Genomic DNA, 19,787 nt, shown 5'->3' on the forward strand with positions numbered 1-19,787 from the left:
CTCTAGCGCTCCACGTAGCGCCGCCAGCCGTGTTTCGGGGTGAAACCGACCATCTGCTTGGCCTTGCCATTGGCATAGAAGGTATCCTGCGGCCCCATCTCCGCACGCACCGGAACACCTTCGTAGAAGGTGCTGATGATCTCATCCGTCGGCATGTCGACAGAGCTGTCGTCATTGGAGACGTTGAAGACCTCGTAGCCCAGGCCATCCGTCTTCAGGCAGCAATCCACCATGTGACCCAGATCCCGCGCGTCGATGTAAGCAAAGATGTTGCGGCGGCGCAGGGATGGATCCGCAATATATTGTGGGAAGTCGCGGGCGTATTCATGCGGCTCGATCACGTTGTTGATCCGAAGCCCGTAGATGTCGATGCCAGAGCGCTGCTGGAAGCTGCGCGCCGTGACCTCGTTCACCACCTTGGACATGGCATAGCTGTCCTCCGGCACGGTGGGGTGATCCTCGTCCACGGGCACGTACTCCGGCTTGCGCTCCCCATCCGCGAAACAGACGCCATAGGTCGTTTCGGAAGAGGCAAAGATCACCTTTGGCACGCCGAATTTCACCGCGGCATCCAGGATGTTGTAGGTGCCCAGCACGTTCACCCGGTAGCATTCGTTGTCCGAGGTGACGAGGATCCGGGGGATGGCCGCGAAATGCACCACCGCGTCGAACTTCGGCACGCCGGTCCCCGCCTCAAGCTCGTCCAGGCCCGCATAGCTGGCCATGATGTCAAAGACCTGACCGGCATCTGTGATATCGGCGATCCGGGTTTCCACCCCCGGCATGTCCAGCGGGACCCGATCCACGTTCAGGACCCGGTGACCCTGTTCGATGAGATGAGCGATGGCGTGACGCCCGGCCTTGCCGGATCCGCCGGTGAACATGATGCGCATGGATGACCTCCCTGTTTCCTTCGGGCCATCCTGACCCCGCCGGGCCAGAGCTGCAACCAGCTCAGCGGTTGCGGCGCAGATAGACGTAATAGGCGCCGGTGCCGCCATGGCGAAGATGGGCGGCCGTCACCTGCAGCACCAGGTGCGACAGGGGCGGCTGGGACAGCCAGTGGGGCAGCTGGTGGCGCAGGACGCCGTGGCGGACCGGAATCGGCCCGTCCTCGTCCCGGTCACGGCCCTTGCCGGTGATGACCAGCACGAGGCGGCAGTCATTGGAGACCGCGCGCAGGATGAAGGCCGTCAAGGCCCGGTGCGCCCGGTCCACGGTCATCCCGTGCAGGTCGATCCGGGCATCCGGCGCGACCTTGCCCTTCTTCATCCGGGAATGGGTCTTCTTGTCCATGCGCACCGGGGCGGCATGCAGGCGTTCGTGGATCGGCGCCAGCAGGTCATGGGATCCGGCGCTGCGGGTGGCCTTTTCGCCCAGCCGAAAGGGCTCCAGCCGATGCGGCGGGGCCGGGGGCTCCAGCGCGGCCTTGCGCTTTTCGCCCGCAGGCGCCTTGGGCGCGGGGGCGTGGGGGGCAAAGGGCTTCTTCTCCGGCGCCAGGCGCTCAGCAGTGCCGGCCACCTTGTTCCAGAGCTCAAGCTCCTCGGGGCGGACACGCCTGCGCCGGCTCACGGCGTGACCTCTTCCAGCATGGCATAGGCCCTCTGGATCGGCAGCAGCACGACCATCCTACCCGTATCGCGGACGCGCCCGGCCTCTCGCTGGGCAACGCTGCCCGTGCCCATGAAGACATCGGCCCGCTGCGGCCCCTTGATGGCCGAGCCCGTATCCTGAGCCACCATCAATCGCCGCATGGCGCGGAACCCCTCTTTCTCTATCCAGACCGGGGCCCCCAATGGCACATAGCGGGGATCCACCGCAAGGCTGCGGCGGCTGGTAAGGGGACGGTTCATCGCCCCCTTGGGCCCGTCCTCGGGGGTAACGCCCGAAATTTCACGGAAAAAGACGTAAGAGGGGTTGGTGCGCAGCAGCTCTGCGCCCTTCTGCGGGTTACGCCGTACCCAGTTGCTGATCACGGGTATGGAGACCTGGCTCCACTCGTAGATGCCCTGGCGGACCATCTCCTCTCCGATGGAGCGGTATTCGTGACCGTTGTTGCCCGCGTAGCCCAGCCGGATCTGGCTGCCGTCCTCCAGGTCGATGCGCCCCGATCCCTGGATCTGCAGGAAGGTCAGCGCGACCGGGTCGGCGACCCAGGCGATCTCAAGCCCGCGGCCCGCCAGGGCGCCTGCGTCGATCTCTGCCCGCGTGTACCAGCTTTGGCCCGAGGGCGCGTCGGGCGGCAGGCTGTAGAGCGGATGGCGGTATTCCTCTGTCCGGACCCGGGAGCCGGGGATTTCCGGTTCGAAATAGCCGGTGAACAGGGTGGGGGCACCATCCTGGATCAGGACCGGCGTGAAGATCAGCTCGAAGAAAGCGCGCGCGCTCAGGGGCGTTTCGGCCTGCTCGCGCGCCAGGGCACAAATCGCGCCCCAGTCGGCATCCCTCAGGTCGCCACAGGTGCGCAGAAAAACCTCAAGCGCGGCGGCATGGTCATCCCCCGTCCAACCCGGCAGATCCGCGTAGGAGAGGACGGAATAGGTCACCTCCGGAAAAAGCGGAAGCGCCTCCGTTTCCAGAGGCGCTTCCTGCGCATTCGTCAATTGCGGCGCGGTCGAGAGCGCCAGGGTCAGGGCATATGCCGCCAGACCCCGCAGGGTCATTCACCCGTCGCGACCAGGTACCAGTTCAGGTCGTCGCTGCCCATCTTCCGCTCGAAGGTCCAGCTGTCCTTCAGGGTCTTCACCTTGCCCGGCTCGCCCTCGACGATGTCACCAGAGGCATCGCGCACCACCTGGATGATCTGGCCAAGGAACCGCACGGTCATTTCCGCGGTCTGGGTCTTGGGATCGAACTCGGCCGCGTTCAAGGTCATTTCCCGCACGCCGACGAACTCTGCCTCGACGGTCAGGCCCTGTTGTTCACGGGCCGCGATCACCTCTGCGAAGCTGTCATGGACATCCTCGGCCAGGAAATCTTTCACCTCGGACAGGTCGCCCTTTTCAAAGCCCATGAGGATCATCTCATAGGCCGCACGGGCACCGGTCAGGAATTCCGCGACGTTGAAATGGGGCTCCACGGCCTTCATCTGCGCCAGGGCACGGGCGGCCTGGCTGTCTTCCGCAACGTGATCCGTGATATCCGGATCGGGCCCGCCTTCAATCACCTCGAAGGTGCTGCTGCGGGTATCTGCATGGGGCTGCGTCGGGGCGGGCGGTTTTTCGTACCCTTCACGGGTGCCAAGAACACTCCGCAACCTCAGGATCAGGAAAATAGCGATCCCTGCTAGGACGAGGAGTTGTAGAATTGGCGACGACATCTGTACCTCTCGGGCCTCCGGCCATGGTAAATTCTGCTCTCCTCCCTATGTAGGTGACAGGGTGCACCGAGTCCACGTTTCCGGAGAATAAGGAGTAACATTCATGTGGCTGCTTCTGGCCTTCATAGCGGTCCCGCTGATCGAGATCGCGCTCTTCATCCAGGTCGGCGGCCTGATCGGCCTGTGGCCGACGCTTGCAATCGTGCTGGGCACCGCGGTCCTGGGCACCTGGCTGGTCCGCCAGCAGGGGATGCAGGCTATCGGGAATATCCAGCGCAGTTTCAATGAACTGTCCGATCCCTCCGCGCCGCTCGCGGATGCGGCGATGATCCTGCTGGCCGGCGCCCTGCTACTGACGCCGGGCTTCTTCACCGATGCCCTTGGCTTTGCCCTGCTGACCCCCGCGTTCCGCCACGCCGCCTTCGGCTTCCTGAAAAAGCGCGTGAAAATGAAAAGCTTTTCCTATGGCTCGCAGACGGAATACCGGCGCGATCCCTATGGCGCCTCCGGCCAGTCCGACGTGATCGAAGGCGAGTATACCGAGGTAGAGCCCCCGAAACGCCCGACCCATCGCCCCTCTGGCTGGACCAAGCACTGAAGCGGCGCATCATCGGTAATGAAACGTTGAGACGCCCCGGCAATACTGCTACCACCTCGCTGACCTGAATTTCACTCCGCAGGAGCCGATTGATGACCGACGCGCAAAACGGTGCCGCCCAGCAGGCACCCCAGGTGAAGATGAACGTCCTGACCCAGTACATCCGGGACATGTCGTTCGAAAACATCCTGTCCCGCAAACCCTCCACCGGCCAGGTGCAGCCGGACGTGAAGGTGCAGGTGGCCCTGGACGCCAAGAAGCGCGAGACCGAAAATCAGTACGAAGTGCTGATGAAGCTGACCGTGAATTCCAACGCCAAGGACAGCGGTGATCCGATGTTCCTGATGGAGCTGGAATATGTCGGCCTGTTCAACATCGAAGGCGTGCCGGAAGAGCAGATGCATCCCTTCCTGCTGATCGAATGCCCGCGCATGCTGTTCCCCTTCGTGCGCCGCATCGTGTCCGACGTGACGCGCGACGGTGGCTTCCCGCCGCTGAACCTGGACACGATCGACTTCGTTGCCCTGTACCGCGCGGAACTGCAACGCCGCGCCGCGGCTCAGCAGCCCGCGAACTGATCCCGATCCGGGTGCGTGGCCTCACGCACCCCCAAGATCCCGTAGGGTGCGTGCTATGCACGCACCTTTTTCATGTCTGACATCTGCTCTTTCGCGCAGGACCCCGGGCGCGGCTCAGCCCAGCGTCTTCCAAAGCGCCTCTTCCCCAAGCTTTTCGACAAAATCCGCATGAGCCGCGCGCTCTTCTTCCGTCAGCTTTGATCCAAGCGCGACGGGACGCGGGCGCGGGCGCCAGTCCGCTTCCTGATCCATCCCGGACCGGTTGCCCTGGTTGGCCTGCAAGACAAGCCCAGGCTGCCGCCCGCCGATCAGCTCAAGGTACACCTCAGCCAGGATCTCGGAGTCCAGCAGCGCCCCGTGCAGCGTCCGGGCAGAGTTGTCGATGCCGAAGCGGCGGCAAAGCGCATCCAGAGAGGCCGGAGAGCCGGGGAATTTCTTGCGCGCGATGGCCAGCGTGTCGATCGCCTGCTCCCAGGGCAGCTTCGGCATTCCCAGCCAGCCCAGCTCCGCGTTCAGGAACTTCATGTCGAAGGCTGCATTGTGGATGACCAGCTTGGCATCCCCGACGAAGTCCAGGAACCCCTGGGCCACGTCCCGGAACAGCGGCTTGTCACGCAGGAATTCCTCGGACAGGCCATGCACCTTGAAGGCCTCTTCGGGCACGTCCCGCTGCGGGTTGATATAGACGTGATAGGTCTCGCCCGTCGGCACGTGGTTCAGCAGCTCCACACCGCCGATCTCGACCAGCCGGTCGCCCTGTTCGGGCTCGAAACCGGTGGTTTCCGTATCCATCACGATTTCACGCATGCGTCTTTCCCCTGATCTCAGCCACGATCGCCGCAACCTGGGCGCGGGCATGATCCATCGTATCGGTTTCGACAACCCATGTCGCCCGCTGCCGCTTCTCCGCATCGGGCATTTGCCGGGCGCGGATCATCTGGAACTGGGCCTCTGTCATGGTGCCCCGTGCCAGTACGCGCTCCCGCTGGACGGCCTCGGGCGCGGAAACCACGACAGTGCCGTCAAAGCCCGTTTCCCCACCGCCCTCGAACAGCAGCGGGATATCCAGCACTATGATATCGGTCTCTGCCGCCTTGATGAAGGCCCTGCGATCCGCAGAAACCAGCGGATGCACGATCCCTTCGATCTGTGCCAGGGCAGAGGGATCACCGGCTATGATCTCCTTCAGCCGGGGACGAGAGACCGCGTTCCCCTCGATCGCATCTGGAAACAGCGCGCCAAGCGGTGCCACCGCCGCGCCGCCCGTGTCGTATAGCCGGTGCACGGCCGCGTCGGCATCCCACAGCGCGCAGCCCTGCTCCACGAACATCGCGGCCGTGGTCGACTTGCCCATGCCGATGGATCCGGTCAGCCCCAGAAGAAAGCTCATGCCAGCGCCGCCGCCCGCAGGCCCGGCGTGACCTCAGGCTTGGCGCCGAACCAGCGCTCGAAGCCCGGCACGGCCTGGTGCAGCAACATGCCCAGCCCGTCGACCACCGTGCAGCCGGCCTCACCGGCAGCGCGCAGCAGGGGGGTCGTCAGCGGGTTATAGACGATATCCGTCACCACCTGCTCCGGGCGCAGCCCGTCCAGGTTCACCTTCAGGTCCGGTTTGCCCAACATGCCAAGAGAGGTGGTATTCACCACCGTCGCGGCCTCTGTGACCATGCGCCCGGCATGGACCCATTCGACGACCTTCACGCGATTGCCGAAATCCTGTTGCAGACGCTCCGCCCGCAGCTTGGTGCGGTTGGCGATCTGCACCTCCGGCACGCCTGCATCCAGCAGCGCCACCACGACCGCACGGGCCGCACCACCGGCCCCCAGCACCGCCGCCGGCCCCGCCGCGGCCTCCCAGCCGGGGGCATTCTGGCGCAGGTTCTCGATGAAGCCGTAGCCATCGGTGTTATCTGCATGGAAAGAGCCATCTTCCCGGAAGATCAGCGTGTTCGCCGCCCCGATCAGACTGGCCCTGTCCGTCACGTGAGAGGCCAGTTCAAGCACGGCTTCCTTGTGCGGGAGGGTGACATTGATTCCGGCGAAACCCAACTTGGGCAGGGTGCGCAGCGCCTCTTCCAGATCCTCGGGACGGACCTCCATGGGGATGTAATGCCCCGGCAGCCCCAGTTCCTTCAGCCAGTAGCCATGCACCTGCGGAGACCGGCTATGACCGATGGGACAGCCGATCACGCCGGCCAGTGGGATCTTTTCGGAACTCATGCCTCCAGGGCTCCTCTCAGGATCAGGTAATCAAGTAACTCCAGCAACGGCAAACCCAGGATGGCGAAGTAATCGCCCTCGATCCGCGAAAACAGCCGGCTGCCCTCTGCCTCGACCTGGTATGCACCGCAGGACCAGGAAATATCCGGCCAGTTCCGCGCCACGTAGCTTTCCAGGTAGGCCGGAGAGAGCTCTCTCATGGTCATCTTCACTTCGCTCAGCTTGCGCCAGACCGGGCGTCCACCCTCATGCACGACCGCCGCGGTGTAAAGGGAATGCCGCTTGCCGGACAGCGCGCGGATCTGTTCCATGGCCTGATCGGGGGTTTCCGGCTTGGAATAGATGCGCCCTTCGCATGCCAACACCTGGTCGCAACCGATGGTCAGCGCCTCAGGATGCTTCATGCCGACCCGTTCCGATTTCAGCTGGGCCAGGGCATCGGCGATGTTCCGTGCGCTTTCCCCCTCTGCCTGGAGCGCCTCTCGCACCATGTCTTCATCGACGCGGGGCTTGGCGATTTCAAAGCTCACGCCGGCGCGTTTGAGCAGTTCGGCACGGATCGCAGAACCGGAGGCAAGAAGGATCGGAAGGCCCATTGGGGATAAACCTGTTCAGAAACACTGATGAACTCGCCGGTTCTTCTGGGAAAAAAAGGGGCTGGACGCAACCTTTGACCGGAGGCTGTGCGCGACTCACCCGATTCCTCCCCTGAGTCGCCGGATCTGTCCCCCGTGGATAAGGACAAGTGGAAAACTTGTTCCTACCCGATTCTCCCGGATTCGATCCTCAGAATCAGTCCACAGTTATCCACAGAAATATCCATATGTAACTATTTGGTTTTATGCGCAAATATGAACTGGGCTCAATTTCCTCCACCGTTTTGCCCTAGTTATCCCATAGCTTTCCCCCATGTGGAAAACCCGGTGGATATAACAAGGATCCACAGGAAGAGAGCCTCCTACAACCCACAACAATCTTTCTATAAAAAGGATTTGAAGTAAGAGGCTGAGAAAGACCTGAAAGGACCGCCCCCATGCTGGATTTCCTGTCCCTGGCTTATCCCTGGGTGAAGACGCTCCATATCGTCTCCGTGGTCGCCTGGATGGCGGGGCTGTTCTACCTGCCCAGATTGTTCGTCTATCACGCTGAGAGGGGCTCCCAGGCGGAGGTAGACACCCTTTTCAAGGTGATGGAGTCCCGGCTTCTGCGTGCGATCATGAATCCGGCGATGATCGCCACCTGGATTTTCGGTCTTTGCCTGGTCTTCACCCCTGGAATCGTCGACTGGTCCATGGTCTGGCCCTGGACGAAAGCCGCCTCAGTGCTGGCCATGACCTGGTTCCATCACTGGCTGGGCTTGCGCCGCAAGGATTTCGAACGTGGTGAGAATACTCTGCCCGGTCGCCGTTACCGAATGATGAACGAACTGCCGACCTTGCTGCTTCTGGTCATCGTCGCCTCTGTCGTGGTCAAGTTCTAGGAACCGGGCAGGGCGGACGGCGGCTTTCGCGCCCTTTCCCTTGGCGGGATTGACTCGTTGGGGGGCAAGCCTTATCTACGCGATCAAGCCGCCCGTCCGGGCAAAGCTGTTTTCCCATGACAGATGACTGACTGCGTGCCCCGAAAGGGCCGGTCAAAGGATCATTTTCCCGATGAACGATATCGCCACCGACAACCGCCTGAACCTGTCTGATCTGAAGGCGAAGAGCCCCAAGGATCTGCTGGCCATGGCAGAGGAGCTCGAGATCGAGAACGCCTCGACCATGCGCAAGGGCGAGATGATGTTCCAGATCCTGCGCGAAATGGCAGATGATGACTGGCTCATCGGTGGGGACGGCGTTCTGGAAGTGCTTCAGGATGGCTTCGGCTTCCTGCGCTCGCCCGAGGCAAACTACCTGCCGGGTCCCGATGACATCTATGTCTCTCCCGACATGATCCGCCAATGGTCGCTGCGCACCGGCGATACGGTCGAAGGCCTGATGAAGGCGCCGGATGAGAACGAGCGTTACTTCGCGCTGACCTCCGTGCAGATGATCAACTTCGAGGATCCCGAAAAGGCGCGTCACAAGATCGCCTTCGACAACCTCACGCCGCTCTATCCCGACGAGCGCCTGAAGATGGAGATCGAGGATCCGACGATCCGCGACCGTTCCGCGCGTATCATCGACCTGGTCGTGCCCATCGGGAAGGGGCAGCGGTCCCTGATCGTGGCGCCGCCGCGGACCGGTAAGACGGTTCTGCTGCAGAACATCGCCAATTCGATCGAGACCAATCACCCCGAATGCTACCTGATCGTCCTGCTGATCGACGAACGCCCCGAAGAGGTGACCGACATGCAGCGTTCCGTGAAGGGCGAGGTGATCTCCTCCACCTTCGACGAACCTGCAACGCGCCACGTTGCCGTGTCTGAAATGGTGATCGAAAAGGCCAAGCGCCTGGTCGAACATAAACGAGATGTTGTTATCCTTCTCGACTCTATCACAAGACTTGGTAGGGCCTTCAACACGGTCGTCCCGTCCTCCGGCAAGGTTCTGACCGGTGGTGTGGATGCAAATGCGCTGCAACGGCCCAAGCGGTTCTTCGGTGCGGCCCGGAATATCGAAGAGGGCGGCTCGCTCACGATCATTGCTACCGCGCTGATCGACACCGGCTCCCGGATGGACGAAGTGATCTTCGAAGAATTCAAGGGCACCGGTAACTCCGAAATCGTCCTGGATCGCAAGATCGCGGACAAGCGCGTCTACCCGGCGATGGACATCCTCAAATCCGGCACCCGGAAAGAGGATCTTCTGGTCGACAAGGTCGATCTGCAGAAGACCTTTGTCCTGCGCCGGATCCTGAACCCGATGGGCACCACCGATGCGATCGAGTTCCTTATCTCCAAGTTGAAGCAGACGAAGACAAACGCCGACTTCTTCGATTCCATGAATACCTGACGGGGGCTCCGGCTCCGGGATTTACGCTATGGACACGATCTTTGCCCTTGCCTCGGCCCCCGGCCGGGCAGGGGTTTCCGTTTTAAGGATCTCGGGCCCAGGTGCGCTGGCAGCGCTCGGGGCTTTCGGCGTTTCCAACCCTGTTCCACGTGAAACCATGCTGCGGATCCTGCGCGATGACGCAGGCGACGTGCTTGACCAGGCATTGGTGCTCTATTTCGACGGGCCGCGAAGCTTTACCGGCGAAGATGTCGTTGAACTCCACCTGCACGGTAGCCCGGCCATTGTCACCTCAACCCTGCGAATTCTCGGCACGCTTCCGGGCGTCCGTATGGCCGACGCCGGCGAATTTACTCGTCGCGCGCTTGAGAACGGCAAGATGGACCTGGCCCAGGTCGAAGGTCTGGCCGATCTGATCGATTCAGAGACAGAAGCGCAACGTCGCCAGGCGCAGCGCGTCTTCTCCGGCAAGCTCGGTTCGCTCGTCCAGGAATGGCGCAAGGATCTGATCCGTGCGGCCGCGCTGCTGGAAGCGGTGATTGATTTCGTCGACGAAGACGTCCCGGTGGATGTCCGGCCAGAAGTCCGTAACCTCTTGGAAAAAATGGATAAAAGCCTGACTTCTCAGGCGCGCGGGGCGGCCGTTGCCGAACGTGTCCGCCATGGTTTCGAAGTGGCGATCCTAGGCGCACCCAATGCCGGCAAGTCGACCCTGTTGAATTACCTGGCGGGGCGTGACGCCGCGATCACCTCTGCCGTGGCGGGGACAACCCGCGACGTGATCGAGGTCCGGATGGATCTGAACGGCCTGCCTGTAACCCTGTTGGATACTGCCGGCCTGCGCGAAACCGAGGATGAGGTCGAAGCAATCGGTATTTCCCGCGCAAGGGAAAGAGCAACCCAAGCCGACCTGCGGCTTTACCTTCTGGAGCCCGGGGAAACCCCGCAGTTCGAGCTGGACGGGGATGACATCATTCTTGCGGGCAAGGCAGATCTGACCGGCGATGCAAATGGCATCAGTGGTGAGACAGGGCAGGGTGTTCCGCAACTGATCGAACGGATCACCGAAGTCTTCGCAAAGCGCACGGCCATGGTCGCCACCGCGACACGGGAACGGCACCAACATGCCATCCTGCGCGCGATCCAGGATCTGACACAGGCGCGGGCCATGTTGGACGATCCCAGATATAGCGAAGATCTGATCGCAGAAGAGCTTCGCTCGGCTATTCGGGCCCTTGATTCTCTGGTAGGCATCGTCGATGTCGAATCCCTGCTGGATGAGATCTTCTCCAGCTTCTGCATCGGCAAATAGGAGTGTTTCACGTGAAACATGCGCATTTCGATGTGGTCGTCGTCGGTGGTGGCCATGCGGGCTGCGATGCAGCCCATGCTTCAGCACGCGTCGGGGCCAAAACAGCCCTAGTGACGCTAAAAATGGACGGAATCGGCGTGATGTCCTGCAATCCGGCCATTGGTGGGCTCGGAAAAGGCCATCTTGTCCGCGAGATCGACGCCCTTGACGGTGTCATGGGCCGCGTGGCTGACAAGGCCGGTATCCAGTTCCGCTTGCTGAACCGACGGAAGGGCCCTGCAGTGCAGGGACCCCGCGCACAGGCCGATCGAGCGATCTACCGGCGCGAAATGCTCGCTGAAATGACATCTTTCCCCGGTTTGAGCGTCATTGAAGGCGAAGTTGTCGACTTTTTGATGGATGGCGCGGCCGTTTGCGGCCTGATTTTGGCGGACGGGTCCGAAATTCGCGCCAAATCCGTTGTTCTGACTACGGGAACCTTCCTGCGCGGTATCATTCACATTGGCGATCAGCACTATTCCGGCGGCCGCATGGGCGATAATGCGGCCAACAAGCTCGGCGAGCGCATGGATGCCTTTAACCTGCCGCTTGGCCGGTTGAAAACGGGCACGCCACCGCGCCTGGATGGGCGAACCATTGACTGGAGCAAGCTTGAAGAGCAGCCCGGCGATGAAGATCCCGTGCTTTTCTCTTTCCTTTCCAATGACTTGCATGCAAAGCAAGTCTCTTGCGGGATCACCCACACGAACGAGAAAACGCACCAGATCATTCGCGATAACCTCTCCCGATCAGCGATGTATGGCGGTCATATCGACGGGGTAGGCCCCCGATATTGCCCCTCCATCGAGGATAAGGTGGTCCGTTTCGCGGATAAAAGCTCTCATCAGGTCTTCTTGGAGCCGGAGGGTCTTGAAGATCACACGATCTACCCGAACGGCATTTCCACGTCCCTACCTGCGGAGGTGCAGGAGGATTACGTGAGATCGATGGTCGGACTGGAAAATGTCACCATTCTGCAGCCCGGATACGCCATTGAGTACGATTACGTCGACCCCAGAGCGCTTGATCTACGTCTTGGCCTTCGGGATGTGCCCGGTCTTTTCCTGGCCGGACAGATCAACGGCACAACGGGATATGAAGAGGCAGCGGCACAAGGTCTAGTAGCTGGCCTCAATGCGGCACACCAGTCCTTGGGGTTGGATCCGGTGACCTTCAGCCGGTCTGACTCCTATATCGGCGTCATGATCGACGATCTGACCACCCGCGGTGTGTCGGAACCCTACCGGATGTTCACCTCTCGGGCAGAGTACCGGCTGTCTCTTCGCGCGGATAACGCCGACCAGAGGCTGACACCGAAAGGTCTGGAGGTCGGCCTAGTTGGAGAGGCACGCAAGGCGGCCTTTGGTCATAAGATGGAAGAGCTGGCCAAGGGACGGGACCTGCTGGAATCCCGGAGCGTTTCCCCGAAGGTTCTCAACGAGAACGGCATCAAGGTAGGGGAGGACGGCAAGAAGCGCTCTCTTTACCAAGTATTGGCCTTCCCGGACGTTTCTGTGGCAGATCTTGTGGCTATCGAGCCGGAGCTGGCCGACCTTTCGACCGCGACGCAGGAACAATTGCAGAAAGATGCGCTCTACGCGACCTATATCCTTCGACAGGAGCAGGACGCTGCGGCCCTTCGGAAGGATGAGGCGCGCGGCATTCCCTCGGATTTTGACTATCATGCGCTGGACGGGCTCTCAAATGAGCTGAAAATGAAGCTTTTGTCCGTCCGCCCATCCAATTTGGCCCAAGCTGGCCGGATCGAGGGGATGACTCCCGCTGCTTTGGCGTTGATCTTGGCGCGTTTGAACCGGGAAAGACGGGATAAATCGGCGTGAGCAGGAATCTGATTGTCAAAGATGTTTCACGTGAAACATTCGAGCGCCTCGAAATCTATGCCGGTCTACTCGAAAAGTGGAATCCGAAGATCAATCTGGTCTCCAAATCCACGATTCCAGCCCTTTGGGACCGCCATATCCTCGATTCTGCGCAGATCTACGCCTTGGCTGGGCAATTTGATCACTGGGTAGACCTTGGAAGCGGGGGAGGGTTCCCTGGGCTGGTTGCAGCCATCTATGGCGCGGAGCGCTCACCGGAGGCTTCTTTCACACTGATCGAGTCAGATCAGAGGAAATGCGCTTTCCTGCGGACTGTCGCGCGCGAAACCGGGCTAAATGTGACGATTCTGGCCAAAAGAGTCGAGGAAGTCGCCCCTCAGCAGGCCAATATCCTGTCCGCACGGGCACTTGCCTCGCTTGATATGCTGCTTGGCTTCGCGGAACGGCATCTCTCCGCCGATGGAATGGCGCTTTTTCCCAAGGGTGCGCGCTGGAAGGCCGAAGTTGATGAGGCAGAGACCCATTGGCGCTTTCACTGGGAAGAAGTCAGGAGTAGAACGGAAGACGAAGCCGTGATCCTGAAAATCGGAGGAATCGCCCGTGTCGCAGCCTGAAAATTTGCGTGATCCCCGGATTGTTGCAGTGGCCAACCAGAAGGGTGGCGTCGGCAAGACAACGACCGCGATCAACCTTGGCGCCGGGCTTGTTGAGCAGGGCAAGAAGGTCCTGGTTGTCGACCTGGACCCACAGGGGAATGCCTCTACCGGGCTGGGTGTGGCGCCGGAAGACCGTGAATACACGACTTATGACCTTCTGCTGGACGAAATCGACCCTTCGCTGGTCATTCAGGCCACGCAAATCAAGAATTTGTCGATTGTTCCGGCTAATGTGGACCTCTCGTCTGCTGATCTGGAGCTTGCATCGAACGATAATCGCCTCCAGATCTTGCGTAGCAAGCTTCGTAGCCCACAAATGGTTGCGTTGGGCTTTGATTACATCCTGATTGACTGCCCGCCGTCGCTGAACCTGCTGACCGTGAACGCCATGGTCGCCGCGAACTCCGTTCTGGTGCCGCTGCAAAGCGAGTTTTTCGCGCTTGAGGGCCTTTCCCAGCTGATGCTGACCATCCGGGAAGTGCGCCAAAGCGCCAATCCGGACCTGCGGATCGAAGGCATTGTGCTGACCATGTATGATGCCCGCAACAACCTGAGCCAGCAGGTAGAGGCAGATGCCCGCGAAAACCTGGGCGACCTGGTGTTCCGGACCATCGTGCCACGCAACGTCCGGGTCAGCGAAGCGCCGTCTTTCGCCATTCCCGTCCTTGATTACGATCCCCAATCCAAGGGGGCGATGGCCTATCGCTCCCTTGCAGAGGAGTTCCTGAAGAAGCATGAGCCAGCAATTGCCTGAGAGTGACGACACCCGCCTCGAGAAGAAGAAGAAACCGCGCGGTCTTGGGCGTGGCCTTTCGGCCTTGATGGCTGATGTGGCGCCTGAAGAGGAAGTGCAGGGAAATAATGCGCGTCGGCCCGACATGTTGGTGCCGATTGAGTCGATCATACCAAATCCTGATCAGCCACGGCGCAGTTTCACCCCGGAACAACTGACCGAACTGGCCGATTCCATTCGCGAAAAGGGCGTTATCCAGCCCCTGATCGTGCGTCCCAAGCCGGGGCAGGAGGGTCTGTACGAGATTGTCGCCGGTGAACGCCGCTGGCGGGCCTCTCAGATGGCGCAACTGCACGAATTGCCGGTCATCGTGCGTGATTTCGACGATCTGGAAGTGCTCGAAGTCGCGATTATCGAGAATATTCAGCGGGCTGATCTCAATCCGATCGAGGAAGCCGCCGGTTTCCGTCAATTGATGGACAAATTCGGCCATACGCAGGAAAAACTGGCCCAGGCGCTTGGCAAGAGCCGCAGCCATATTGCGAACCTCATGCGTCTTCTGCAGCTGCCCGAAGAAATTCGTGAGATGCTGGCAGATGGCAACCTGACGGCCGGTCACGCACGCGCCCTGATCACCGCCGATGAGCCGGTGAAACTGGCGCGCCGCGTGGTGATGGATGGTCTGTCCGTGCGGGCCACCGAACAGCTGGTCAAGAAGCAGGGCGTGGAGCCTGCTGCGCCGCGTGCCCGCTCCGCGGGTCGCAGTGGGGACAAGGACGCCGATACCCGCGCGCTCGAAGCGGATCTTTCCGCGGCGCTCGGCATGGCGGTAGAGATCGATCATGCGCCTGGTGGAGAGTCCGGCCGTATCTCGATTTCTTATAAGTCATTGGAATCATTGGACGAATTGTGCCAGATCCTTAGCGCGGCCCGCTAGGTCGCGTCCAAAGGAAAAGCAGCACGAGAGAGAGCGTTCCGCCCTGGATCACCAGGAGTTTCGCACTCAGCTCCATCAGAATGGACAGTGAATAGACCGCTACGATCATGATCGTGGCGAGTCTTTTCGCTTTCAATGAGATTGCGCCATTTTCCTGCCAGTCCCGGATCGCGGGACCAAAGCGGCGATGCTCCACCAGCCAGACATGCAGCCTGTCGTTCGACCGGGCAAAGGAAAAAGCGGCCAGAAGCATGAAGGGGACGGTGGGCAGCAGGGGCAGGACGACGCCGATGATGCCCAACCCAACGCAGATCAGCCCGAATATCAGCCAGAGGATGCGCATCGCTCACTCCAGAAGCTTGTCGAGCACCGCGTTCAACACCATGCGGCCCTGATCGGTCACCGCCAGCAAGTCATTGTTCTGCTTCAGCAAATCCATCTCCACCAATTCGTCCATCCGGGCCTGGCAGAGGGCTGAGCCATTCAGGTCCGCGAAGCGAGAGAGGGCGATTCCCTCTTTCAGCCGCAAACCCATCAATAGATATTCCTGCGCTTGCTCGGGTCCAGTCAATGGATCCCGCAACTTGTCGGCATTTCCCGCTTCGGCTCGGTGCAGCCAGTCACCCGGCATCCGGTAGGCCTCTGTTGCGTGGCGCCGGCCGTCCAGCGTGACACGGCCATGGGCCCCCGGACCAACGCCGATGTAGTCGCCATAGCGCCAGTAAAGCACGTTGTGGCGGGATCGGGCGCCATCGCGGGCATGGTTGGAGACCTCGTAGCAATCGAGCCCGGCGGCGGCGGTCACCTCCTGCGTCAGCTCGTACATATCAGCGGCAAGGTCTTGATCCGGAAGGCCTTTCAGCCCGCCACGCTTGTAGCGATCGCCAAAGGCGGTGCCGTCCTCAACGGTCAGCTGGTACAGCGACAGGTGATCGACGGCCAGGTCAAGCGCGCGGGTCAGCTCGGCTTCCCACTCGGGCAGGGTCTGGTCCTGACGGGCATAGATCAGGTCGAAACTGACGCGCTCGAACTGGTTTCGCGCGATATCGAAGGCCGCCATGGCCTCTTTCACGCTGTGCAGTCGCCCCAGGCGCCGCAGATCGCGGTCATTCATCGCCTGGAAGCCCATGGAGACACGGTTCACACCGGCCATGGCATAGCCGCGAAAGCGATCCGCCTCGATAGAGCCGGGGTTGGCCTCCAGCGTGACTTCGGCCTCATTGGCCTGGGGCCATAAGCGCCTGATTGTATTGAGTATTCCGTCAACCGTCTCTGGCAGCATCAGGCTGGGCGTGCCGCCCCCAAAGAAGACGGAGCCAACAACCCGCCCGGGCGTCAGCGCTGCGTAGCGTTCCAGTTCAGAGACATAGGACTTCAGCCAGCGGGCCTGGTCCACGTTTGCCGTGACATGCGAATTGAAGTCGCAATAGGGGCATTTGGACTCGCAGAAGGGCCAGTGCACATAGATGCCGAACCCGGCGTTCTGCCAGTCTTCGCTCAAGGGGTCACCTTATTCAAAACAGGCCTTCAGCTTGGCAAAGGCATCCGCACGGTGGGAAATATTGTTCTTCACCTTCGGATCCATTTCGCCAAAGGTGATGTCATGGCCATCGGGCATGAAGATCGGGTCGTATCCGTGACCTTCCGCGCCGCGCATTGGCCAGACCACCTGGCCTTCGACCTTGCCCACGAAGACCTCGTCATGGCCATCGGGCCAGGCCAGGCAGAAGGTGCAGTTAAAGGCAGCGGTGCGCGGGGCAGGGGCGTTCTTTTCTTCCAGCAGATCCCAGGTCTTTTGCATCGCCATCGGGAAATCCCGGCCATTGGGCGTTTCGGCCCAGTCGGCGGTATAGACCCCGGGCGCGCCGTCCAGGGCATCCACGGAAATGCCGCTGTCATCGGACAGGGCGGGCAGGCCGGTGGCCTTGGCGGCGTAATGCGCCTTGATGCGGGCGTTGCCGATGAAGGTATCCTGATCCTCCACCGGCTCTTCCAGCCCGTGTTCGGCGGCGGAACTGACCTTGATGCCATAGGGGGCCAGCATCTCGGAGATCTCCTTGAGCTTGCCCTTGTTGTGGCTCGCCAGAACCAGTTCCTGTCCGTCGAATTTACGCATTTGCCGCCTCAAGCTGAATTGCCGCCAGTTCTGCCACACCTTTTTCGGCAAGGTCCATGAGCTGGTTCATCTGATCCCGCGAAAAGACGGAGCCCTCGGCGGACATCTGCACTTCGATCAGCTTGCCGGAGCCGGTCATGACAAAGTTGCCGTCCACGCCGGCTTCGCTGTCCTCGGGGTAATCCAGGTCCAGCACGGGCTGGCCGGCATAAATTCCGCAGGACACGGCAGCGACGGGATCGACCAGCGGATCGCTTGTGATCACACCGGCTTTCATCAGCTTGTTGACCGCCAGGCGCAGGGCCACCCAGCCCCCGGTGATAGAGGCGCAGCGGGTCCCGCCATCGGCCTGGATCACGTCGCAATCGACGGTGATCTGGCGTTCGCCCATGGCCACCCGATCCACGCCAGCACGCAGAGAGCGACCGATAAGTCTTTGAATTTCAACGGTTCTTCCGCCCTGCTTGCCCATGGCAGCCTCACGACGCATACGCGATGTGGTCGACCGCGGCAGCATGCCGTATTCTGCCGTCACCCAGCCCAGGCCGGACCCCTTGATGAAGGGCGGTACGCGGTCCTCGATGGTGGCGGTGCACAGCACATGGGTGTCGCCAACCTTGATCAGGCAGGACCCCTCTGCATGTTTCGTGACCCCGGTCTCGATTGAAACCGGGCGCATTTCGCTTAAATCTCTACCAGACGGACGCATGGTACCTCCCTAAAACTTGGGCCCCTGATAGGCGCGCGGCCCCCGTGAAGGCAAGCCCCGTTGACCTTTCCGCCGCGTGCTCTTTAATGGCCCCCCGGTGATGAAGCTGAGGCGATGGTAGAAAAAAACTCGGTCCTTGATGAACTGAACGATCGCTCGCGCGAAGTCTTTCGCCGCGTGGTCGAAGGCTACCTTGAAAGCGGTGAGCCCGTGGGCTCGCGGACCCTGACCCGGATGATGAACGAAAAGGTCTCGGCCGCGACGGTGCGCAACGTGATGCAGGACCTCGAATACATGGGCTTGCTGGACAGCCCCCATGTCAGCGCGGGCCGGGTGCCCACGCAATCGGGGCTGCGCATGTTCGTCGACGGGCTGCTGGAAGTGGGCGACCTGGGCACAGAGGACCGCCAGAAGATCGACGCCACCGTGGGCAATGGCGGCGATGTGGGCGCCATGCTGGACCGGATCGGCTCAGCGCTCAGCTTTGCCACCCGCGGCGCCTCGCTTGTGCTGGCGCCCAAGCATGAAGCCGCGATCAAGCATATCGAATTCGTGGCCCTCGGCCAGGACCGCGCCCTCGTGGTGCTGGTCTTCGGCGATGGCCACGTGGAAAACCGCATCTTCACGCCGCCCCCGGGCCAGACGCCCAGCTCGATGCGGGAGGCCGCGAATTTCCTCAACGCGGCGCTGGAAGGGCGGACGCTGTCGGATCTCAAGGGCGTCGTGGCGCGCGATATCGATGCGCGCAAGCAGCAGATCGACGGGCTGGCCCAGGCGCTGGTGGAAAGCGGCCTGGCGGTTTGGCAGGACGAGGGCGCGCATGAGGAAAGGCTGATCGTGCGCGGCCGCGCGAATCTGCTGGAAGGGGAGCAGGAAGACCTGGACCGGATCCGCGTGCTCTTCGACGACCTTGAGCGGAAGCGGGACATTGCCGAATTCCTCGAACTCACCGACGAAGGCGAGGGCGTGCGCATTTTTATCGGCTCGGAGAACAAACTTTTCTCACTTTCCGGTTCCTCTCTGGTGGTCTCTCCCTATATGAACGCGGATCGAAAGATCATCGGCGCGGTTGGCGTGATCGGGCCCACGCGGCTCAATTACGGACGGATCGTTCCGATCGTGGATTACACGGCACAGCTGGTCGGACGGATGATTTCCGACCGGGGGTGACCGGCGAAAGAGGTGAAGAATGGCAGAGCCGAAGGACGAAGACTTTCTGGATGATCTCGAAGCCGCAGAGGCCGAGGCCTATGCAGCGGAAGAAGAAGAGATCGACGGTGAGGCGGCCGAGCTGGACGCGGTGATCGCGGAACGTGACGCGTTCAAGGACAAGTTCATGCGCGCGCTGGCCGATGCGGAAAACGCCCGCAAACGTGCCGACAAGCAGCGCCGCGAAGCTGAGAACTACGGCGGCTCCAAGCTGGCCCGTGACATGCTCCCCGTCTATGACAACATGAAACGCGCCATCGAAGCGATGGGCGAGAAGACCGAGGAAAACGCCGCCCTGCATGAAGGGATCGAATTGACCATGCGTGAGCTGGTCAACGTCTTCCGCAAGCACGGCATCGAACCCATCGCGCCCGAAGTCGGCGATCGTTTCGACCCGAACCTGCACGAAGCCATGTTCGAAGCCCCGCTGCCCGGCACCAAGGCCGGAGAGATCATCCAGGTCTCCGCGGAAGGCTTCATGCTGCATGACCGCCTGCTGCGCCCGGCCCAGGTCGGCGTGAGTTCAAATCCCGGCTGACGCCGGGATGCCTCCGGCGGGAGTTTTTCGGCAAGAAGAAAAGCGC

At 61.3% G+C, this 19,787-nt stretch carries 23 protein-coding genes; 11 read left to right on the forward strand and 12 right to left on the reverse strand.

All coding sequences use genetic code 11. The annotated features are described in order from the left end of the window. Positions 1-2: 2 nt before the first annotated feature. The 4 genes from HCZ97_RS09225 to HCZ97_RS09240 form a co-directional block, all read right to left on the reverse strand. Entirely contained in the window at positions 3-893 is an 891-nt protein-coding gene (locus HCZ97_RS09225) for an NAD(P)-dependent oxidoreductase (protein WP_167688414.1), read from the reverse strand. Positions 894-954: 61 nt separating this feature from the next. Beyond that, positions 955-1,572, reverse strand: a complete 618-nt coding sequence (locus HCZ97_RS09230) for a Smr/MutS family protein (protein WP_167688415.1) — start codon at positions 1,570-1,572, stop codon at positions 955-957. Beyond that, positions 1,569-2,663, reverse strand: coding sequence for a murein transglycosylase A (locus tag HCZ97_RS09235; protein WP_167688416.1), 1,095 nt, complete (start codon positions 2,661-2,663; stop codon positions 1,569-1,571). Before HCZ97_RS09235 ends, HCZ97_RS09230 begins: the two co-directional genes overlap by 4 nt. Next, positions 2,660-3,319, reverse strand: a complete 660-nt coding sequence (locus tag HCZ97_RS09240) for a Tim44/TimA family putative adaptor protein (RefSeq protein ID WP_167688417.1) — start codon at positions 3,317-3,319, stop codon at positions 2,660-2,662. The genes HCZ97_RS09235 and HCZ97_RS09240 overlap by 4 nt, the downstream gene beginning before the upstream one ends. A 103-nt stretch (positions 3,320-3,422) precedes the next feature. Between HCZ97_RS09240 and HCZ97_RS09245 the strand changes: the two genes are divergently transcribed. Then, positions 3,423-3,917 (forward strand): FxsA family protein, encoded by a 495-nt coding sequence (locus HCZ97_RS09245; protein ID WP_167688418.1) that lies wholly within the window; start codon positions 3,423-3,425, stop codon positions 3,915-3,917. Positions 3,918-4,009: 92 nt separating this feature from the next. Then, positions 4,010-4,495 carry a protein-export chaperone SecB gene (gene secB / locus HCZ97_RS09250; protein WP_167688419.1) on the forward strand — a complete coding sequence of 162 codons (486 nt, stop codon included), beginning with the start codon at positions 4,010-4,012 and terminating at the stop codon, positions 4,493-4,495. A 114-nt stretch (positions 4,496-4,609) separates the two neighbouring features. On the opposite strand, the gene dnaQ is transcribed toward secB, so the two are convergent. The 4 genes from dnaQ to HCZ97_RS09270 are packed head-to-tail and all read right to left on the reverse strand — an operon-like array spanning position 4,610 to position 7,311. Continuing rightward, on the reverse strand, positions 4,610-5,302 hold the full coding sequence (gene dnaQ, locus HCZ97_RS09255; RefSeq protein WP_167688420.1) for a DNA polymerase III subunit epsilon: 693 nt from the start codon (positions 5,300-5,302) through the stop codon (positions 4,610-4,612). Then, on the reverse strand, positions 5,295-5,885 hold the full coding sequence (gene coaE / locus HCZ97_RS09260) for a dephospho-CoA kinase (RefSeq protein WP_167688421.1): 591 nt from the start codon (positions 5,883-5,885) through the stop codon (positions 5,295-5,297). The genes dnaQ and coaE overlap by 8 nt, the downstream gene beginning before the upstream one ends. Continuing rightward, complete coding sequence (locus tag HCZ97_RS09265; protein WP_167688422.1) at positions 5,882-6,715, reverse strand: shikimate dehydrogenase; 834 nt, start codon at positions 6,713-6,715, stop codon at positions 5,882-5,884. Before HCZ97_RS09265 ends, coaE begins: the two co-directional genes overlap by 4 nt. Beyond that, positions 6,712-7,311 (reverse strand): nucleoside triphosphate pyrophosphatase, encoded by a 600-nt coding sequence (locus HCZ97_RS09270; RefSeq protein ID WP_167688423.1) that lies wholly within the window; start codon positions 7,309-7,311, stop codon positions 6,712-6,714. The genes HCZ97_RS09265 and HCZ97_RS09270 overlap by 4 nt, the downstream gene beginning before the upstream one ends. A 437-nt stretch (positions 7,312-7,748) precedes the next feature. Here HCZ97_RS09270 and hemJ point away from each other — a divergent pair, with 437 nt between their 5' ends. From hemJ to HCZ97_RS09305, 7 genes are all read left to right on the forward strand, one after another. Further along, entirely contained in the window at positions 7,749-8,195 is a 447-nt protein-coding gene (gene hemJ, locus HCZ97_RS09275) for a protoporphyrinogen oxidase HemJ (protein ID WP_167688424.1), read from the forward strand. 172 nt (positions 8,196-8,367) lie between these two features. After that, positions 8,368-9,651 (forward strand): transcription termination factor Rho, encoded by a 1,284-nt coding sequence (rho, locus tag HCZ97_RS09280; protein WP_167688425.1) that lies wholly within the window; start codon positions 8,368-8,370, stop codon positions 9,649-9,651. 28 nt (positions 9,652-9,679) lie between these two features. After that, positions 9,680-10,963, forward strand: a complete 1,284-nt coding sequence (gene mnmE / locus HCZ97_RS09285; protein WP_167688426.1) for a tRNA uridine-5-carboxymethylaminomethyl(34) synthesis GTPase MnmE — start codon at positions 9,680-9,682, stop codon at positions 10,961-10,963. A gap of 11 nt (positions 10,964-10,974) precedes the next feature. Beyond that, positions 10,975-12,843, forward strand: coding sequence for a tRNA uridine-5-carboxymethylaminomethyl(34) synthesis enzyme MnmG (gene mnmG, locus HCZ97_RS09290; RefSeq protein WP_167688427.1), 1,869 nt, complete (start codon positions 10,975-10,977; stop codon positions 12,841-12,843). Further along, the gene (rsmG, locus tag HCZ97_RS09295) at positions 12,840-13,457 is read left to right on the forward strand and encodes a 16S rRNA (guanine(527)-N(7))-methyltransferase RsmG (protein ID WP_167688428.1); all 618 of its coding nucleotides are present in this window, start codon (positions 12,840-12,842) and stop codon (positions 13,455-13,457) included. Before mnmG ends, rsmG begins: the two co-directional genes overlap by 4 nt. Next, the gene (locus HCZ97_RS09300) at positions 13,444-14,253 is read left to right on the forward strand and encodes an AAA family ATPase (RefSeq protein ID WP_167688429.1); all 810 of its coding nucleotides are present in this window, start codon (positions 13,444-13,446) and stop codon (positions 14,251-14,253) included. The genes rsmG and HCZ97_RS09300 overlap by 14 nt, the downstream gene beginning before the upstream one ends. Next, positions 14,234-15,169: a ParB/RepB/Spo0J family partition protein gene (locus tag HCZ97_RS09305; RefSeq protein ID WP_167688430.1), complete on the forward strand. Its 936-nt coding sequence runs from the start codon at positions 14,234-14,236 to the stop codon at positions 15,167-15,169. The genes HCZ97_RS09300 and HCZ97_RS09305 overlap by 20 nt, the downstream gene beginning before the upstream one ends. Here HCZ97_RS09305 and HCZ97_RS09310 read toward each other — a convergent pair. Genes HCZ97_RS09310 through rph form a run of 4 tightly spaced genes read right to left on the reverse strand, consistent with a single transcriptional unit; the run spans position 15,153 to position 17,994 of the window. Then, positions 15,153-15,512, reverse strand: coding sequence for a YbaN family protein (locus HCZ97_RS09310; protein ID WP_167688431.1), 360 nt, complete (start codon positions 15,510-15,512; stop codon positions 15,153-15,155). The genes HCZ97_RS09305 and HCZ97_RS09310 overlap by 17 nt on opposite strands. A gap of 3 nt (positions 15,513-15,515) precedes the next feature. Further along, entirely contained in the window at positions 15,516-16,670 is a 1,155-nt protein-coding gene (gene hemW / locus HCZ97_RS09315; RefSeq protein ID WP_167688432.1) for a radical SAM family heme chaperone HemW, read from the reverse strand. 9 nt (positions 16,671-16,679) lie between these two features. Beyond that, the gene (gene rdgB / locus HCZ97_RS09320) at positions 16,680-17,285 is read right to left on the reverse strand and encodes an RdgB/HAM1 family non-canonical purine NTP pyrophosphatase (protein WP_167688433.1); all 606 of its coding nucleotides are present in this window, start codon (positions 17,283-17,285) and stop codon (positions 16,680-16,682) included. Next, positions 17,278-17,994, reverse strand: a complete 717-nt coding sequence (gene rph / locus HCZ97_RS09325; protein WP_167688434.1) for a ribonuclease PH — start codon at positions 17,992-17,994, stop codon at positions 17,278-17,280. The genes rdgB and rph overlap by 8 nt, the downstream gene beginning before the upstream one ends. A gap of 114 nt (positions 17,995-18,108) precedes the next feature. Between rph and hrcA the strand changes: the two genes are divergently transcribed. Next, complete coding sequence (gene hrcA, locus HCZ97_RS09330; protein ID WP_167688435.1) at positions 18,109-19,164, forward strand: heat-inducible transcriptional repressor HrcA; 1,056 nt, start codon at positions 18,109-18,111, stop codon at positions 19,162-19,164. A 19-nt stretch (positions 19,165-19,183) separates the two neighbouring features. Beyond that, on the forward strand, positions 19,184-19,741 hold the full coding sequence (locus tag HCZ97_RS09335; RefSeq protein WP_167688436.1) for a nucleotide exchange factor GrpE: 558 nt from the start codon (positions 19,184-19,186) through the stop codon (positions 19,739-19,741). Positions 19,742-19,787 lie beyond the last annotated feature (46 nt).

The organism is Pseudooceanicola sp. HF7 (assembly GCF_011806405.1).
Taxonomy (GTDB): Bacteria; Pseudomonadota; Alphaproteobacteria; order Rhodobacterales; family Rhodobacteraceae; genus Pseudooceanicola.

Excerpts from the sequence above, each read along its gene's own strand:
- secB (WP_167688419.1), top strand. The coding sequence starts at position 4,010 with ATGACCGACGCGCAAAACGGTGCCGCCCAGCAGGCACCCCAGGTGAAG.
- HCZ97_RS09225 (WP_167688414.1), bottom strand. The coding sequence starts at position 893 with ATGCGCATCATGTTCACCGGCGGATCCGGCAAGGCCGGGCGTCACGCC.
- HCZ97_RS09245 (WP_167688418.1), top strand. The coding sequence starts at position 3,423 with ATGTGGCTGCTTCTGGCCTTCATAGCGGTCCCGCTGATCGAGATCGCG.
- HCZ97_RS09270 (WP_167688423.1), bottom strand. The coding sequence starts at position 7,311 with ATGGGCCTTCCGATCCTTCTTGCCTCCGGTTCTGCGATCCGTGCCGAA.
- HCZ97_RS09265 (WP_167688422.1), bottom strand. The coding sequence starts at position 6,715 with ATGAGTTCCGAAAAGATCCCACTGGCCGGCGTGATCGGCTGTCCCATC.
- rph (WP_167688434.1), bottom strand. The coding sequence starts at position 17,994 with ATGCGTCCGTCTGGTAGAGATTTAAGCGAAATGCGCCCGGTTTCAATC.
- dnaQ (WP_167688420.1), bottom strand. The coding sequence starts at position 5,302 with ATGCGTGAAATCGTGATGGATACGGAAACCACCGGTTTCGAGCCCGAA.
- HCZ97_RS09305 (WP_167688430.1), top strand. The coding sequence starts at position 14,234 with ATGAGCCAGCAATTGCCTGAGAGTGACGACACCCGCCTCGAGAAGAAG.
- HCZ97_RS09310 (WP_167688431.1), bottom strand. The coding sequence starts at position 15,512 with ATGCGCATCCTCTGGCTGATATTCGGGCTGATCTGCGTTGGGTTGGGC.
- hemJ (WP_167688424.1), top strand. The coding sequence starts at position 7,749 with ATGCTGGATTTCCTGTCCCTGGCTTATCCCTGGGTGAAGACGCTCCAT.
- rdgB (WP_167688433.1), bottom strand. The coding sequence starts at position 17,285 with ATGCGTAAATTCGACGGACAGGAACTGGTTCTGGCGAGCCACAACAAG.
- rho (WP_167688425.1), top strand. The coding sequence starts at position 8,368 with ATGAACGATATCGCCACCGACAACCGCCTGAACCTGTCTGATCTGAAG.
- HCZ97_RS09335 (WP_167688436.1), top strand. The coding sequence starts at position 19,184 with ATGGCAGAGCCGAAGGACGAAGACTTTCTGGATGATCTCGAAGCCGCA.
- HCZ97_RS09235 (WP_167688416.1), bottom strand. The coding sequence starts at position 2,663 with ATGACCCTGCGGGGTCTGGCGGCATATGCCCTGACCCTGGCGCTCTCG.
- HCZ97_RS09240 (WP_167688417.1), bottom strand. The coding sequence starts at position 3,319 with ATGTCGTCGCCAATTCTACAACTCCTCGTCCTAGCAGGGATCGCTATT.
- coaE (WP_167688421.1), bottom strand. The coding sequence starts at position 5,885 with ATGAGCTTTCTTCTGGGGCTGACCGGATCCATCGGCATGGGCAAGTCG.
- hrcA (WP_167688435.1), top strand. The coding sequence starts at position 18,109 with ATGGTAGAAAAAAACTCGGTCCTTGATGAACTGAACGATCGCTCGCGC.
- mnmE (WP_167688426.1), top strand. The coding sequence starts at position 9,680 with ATGGACACGATCTTTGCCCTTGCCTCGGCCCCCGGCCGGGCAGGGGTT.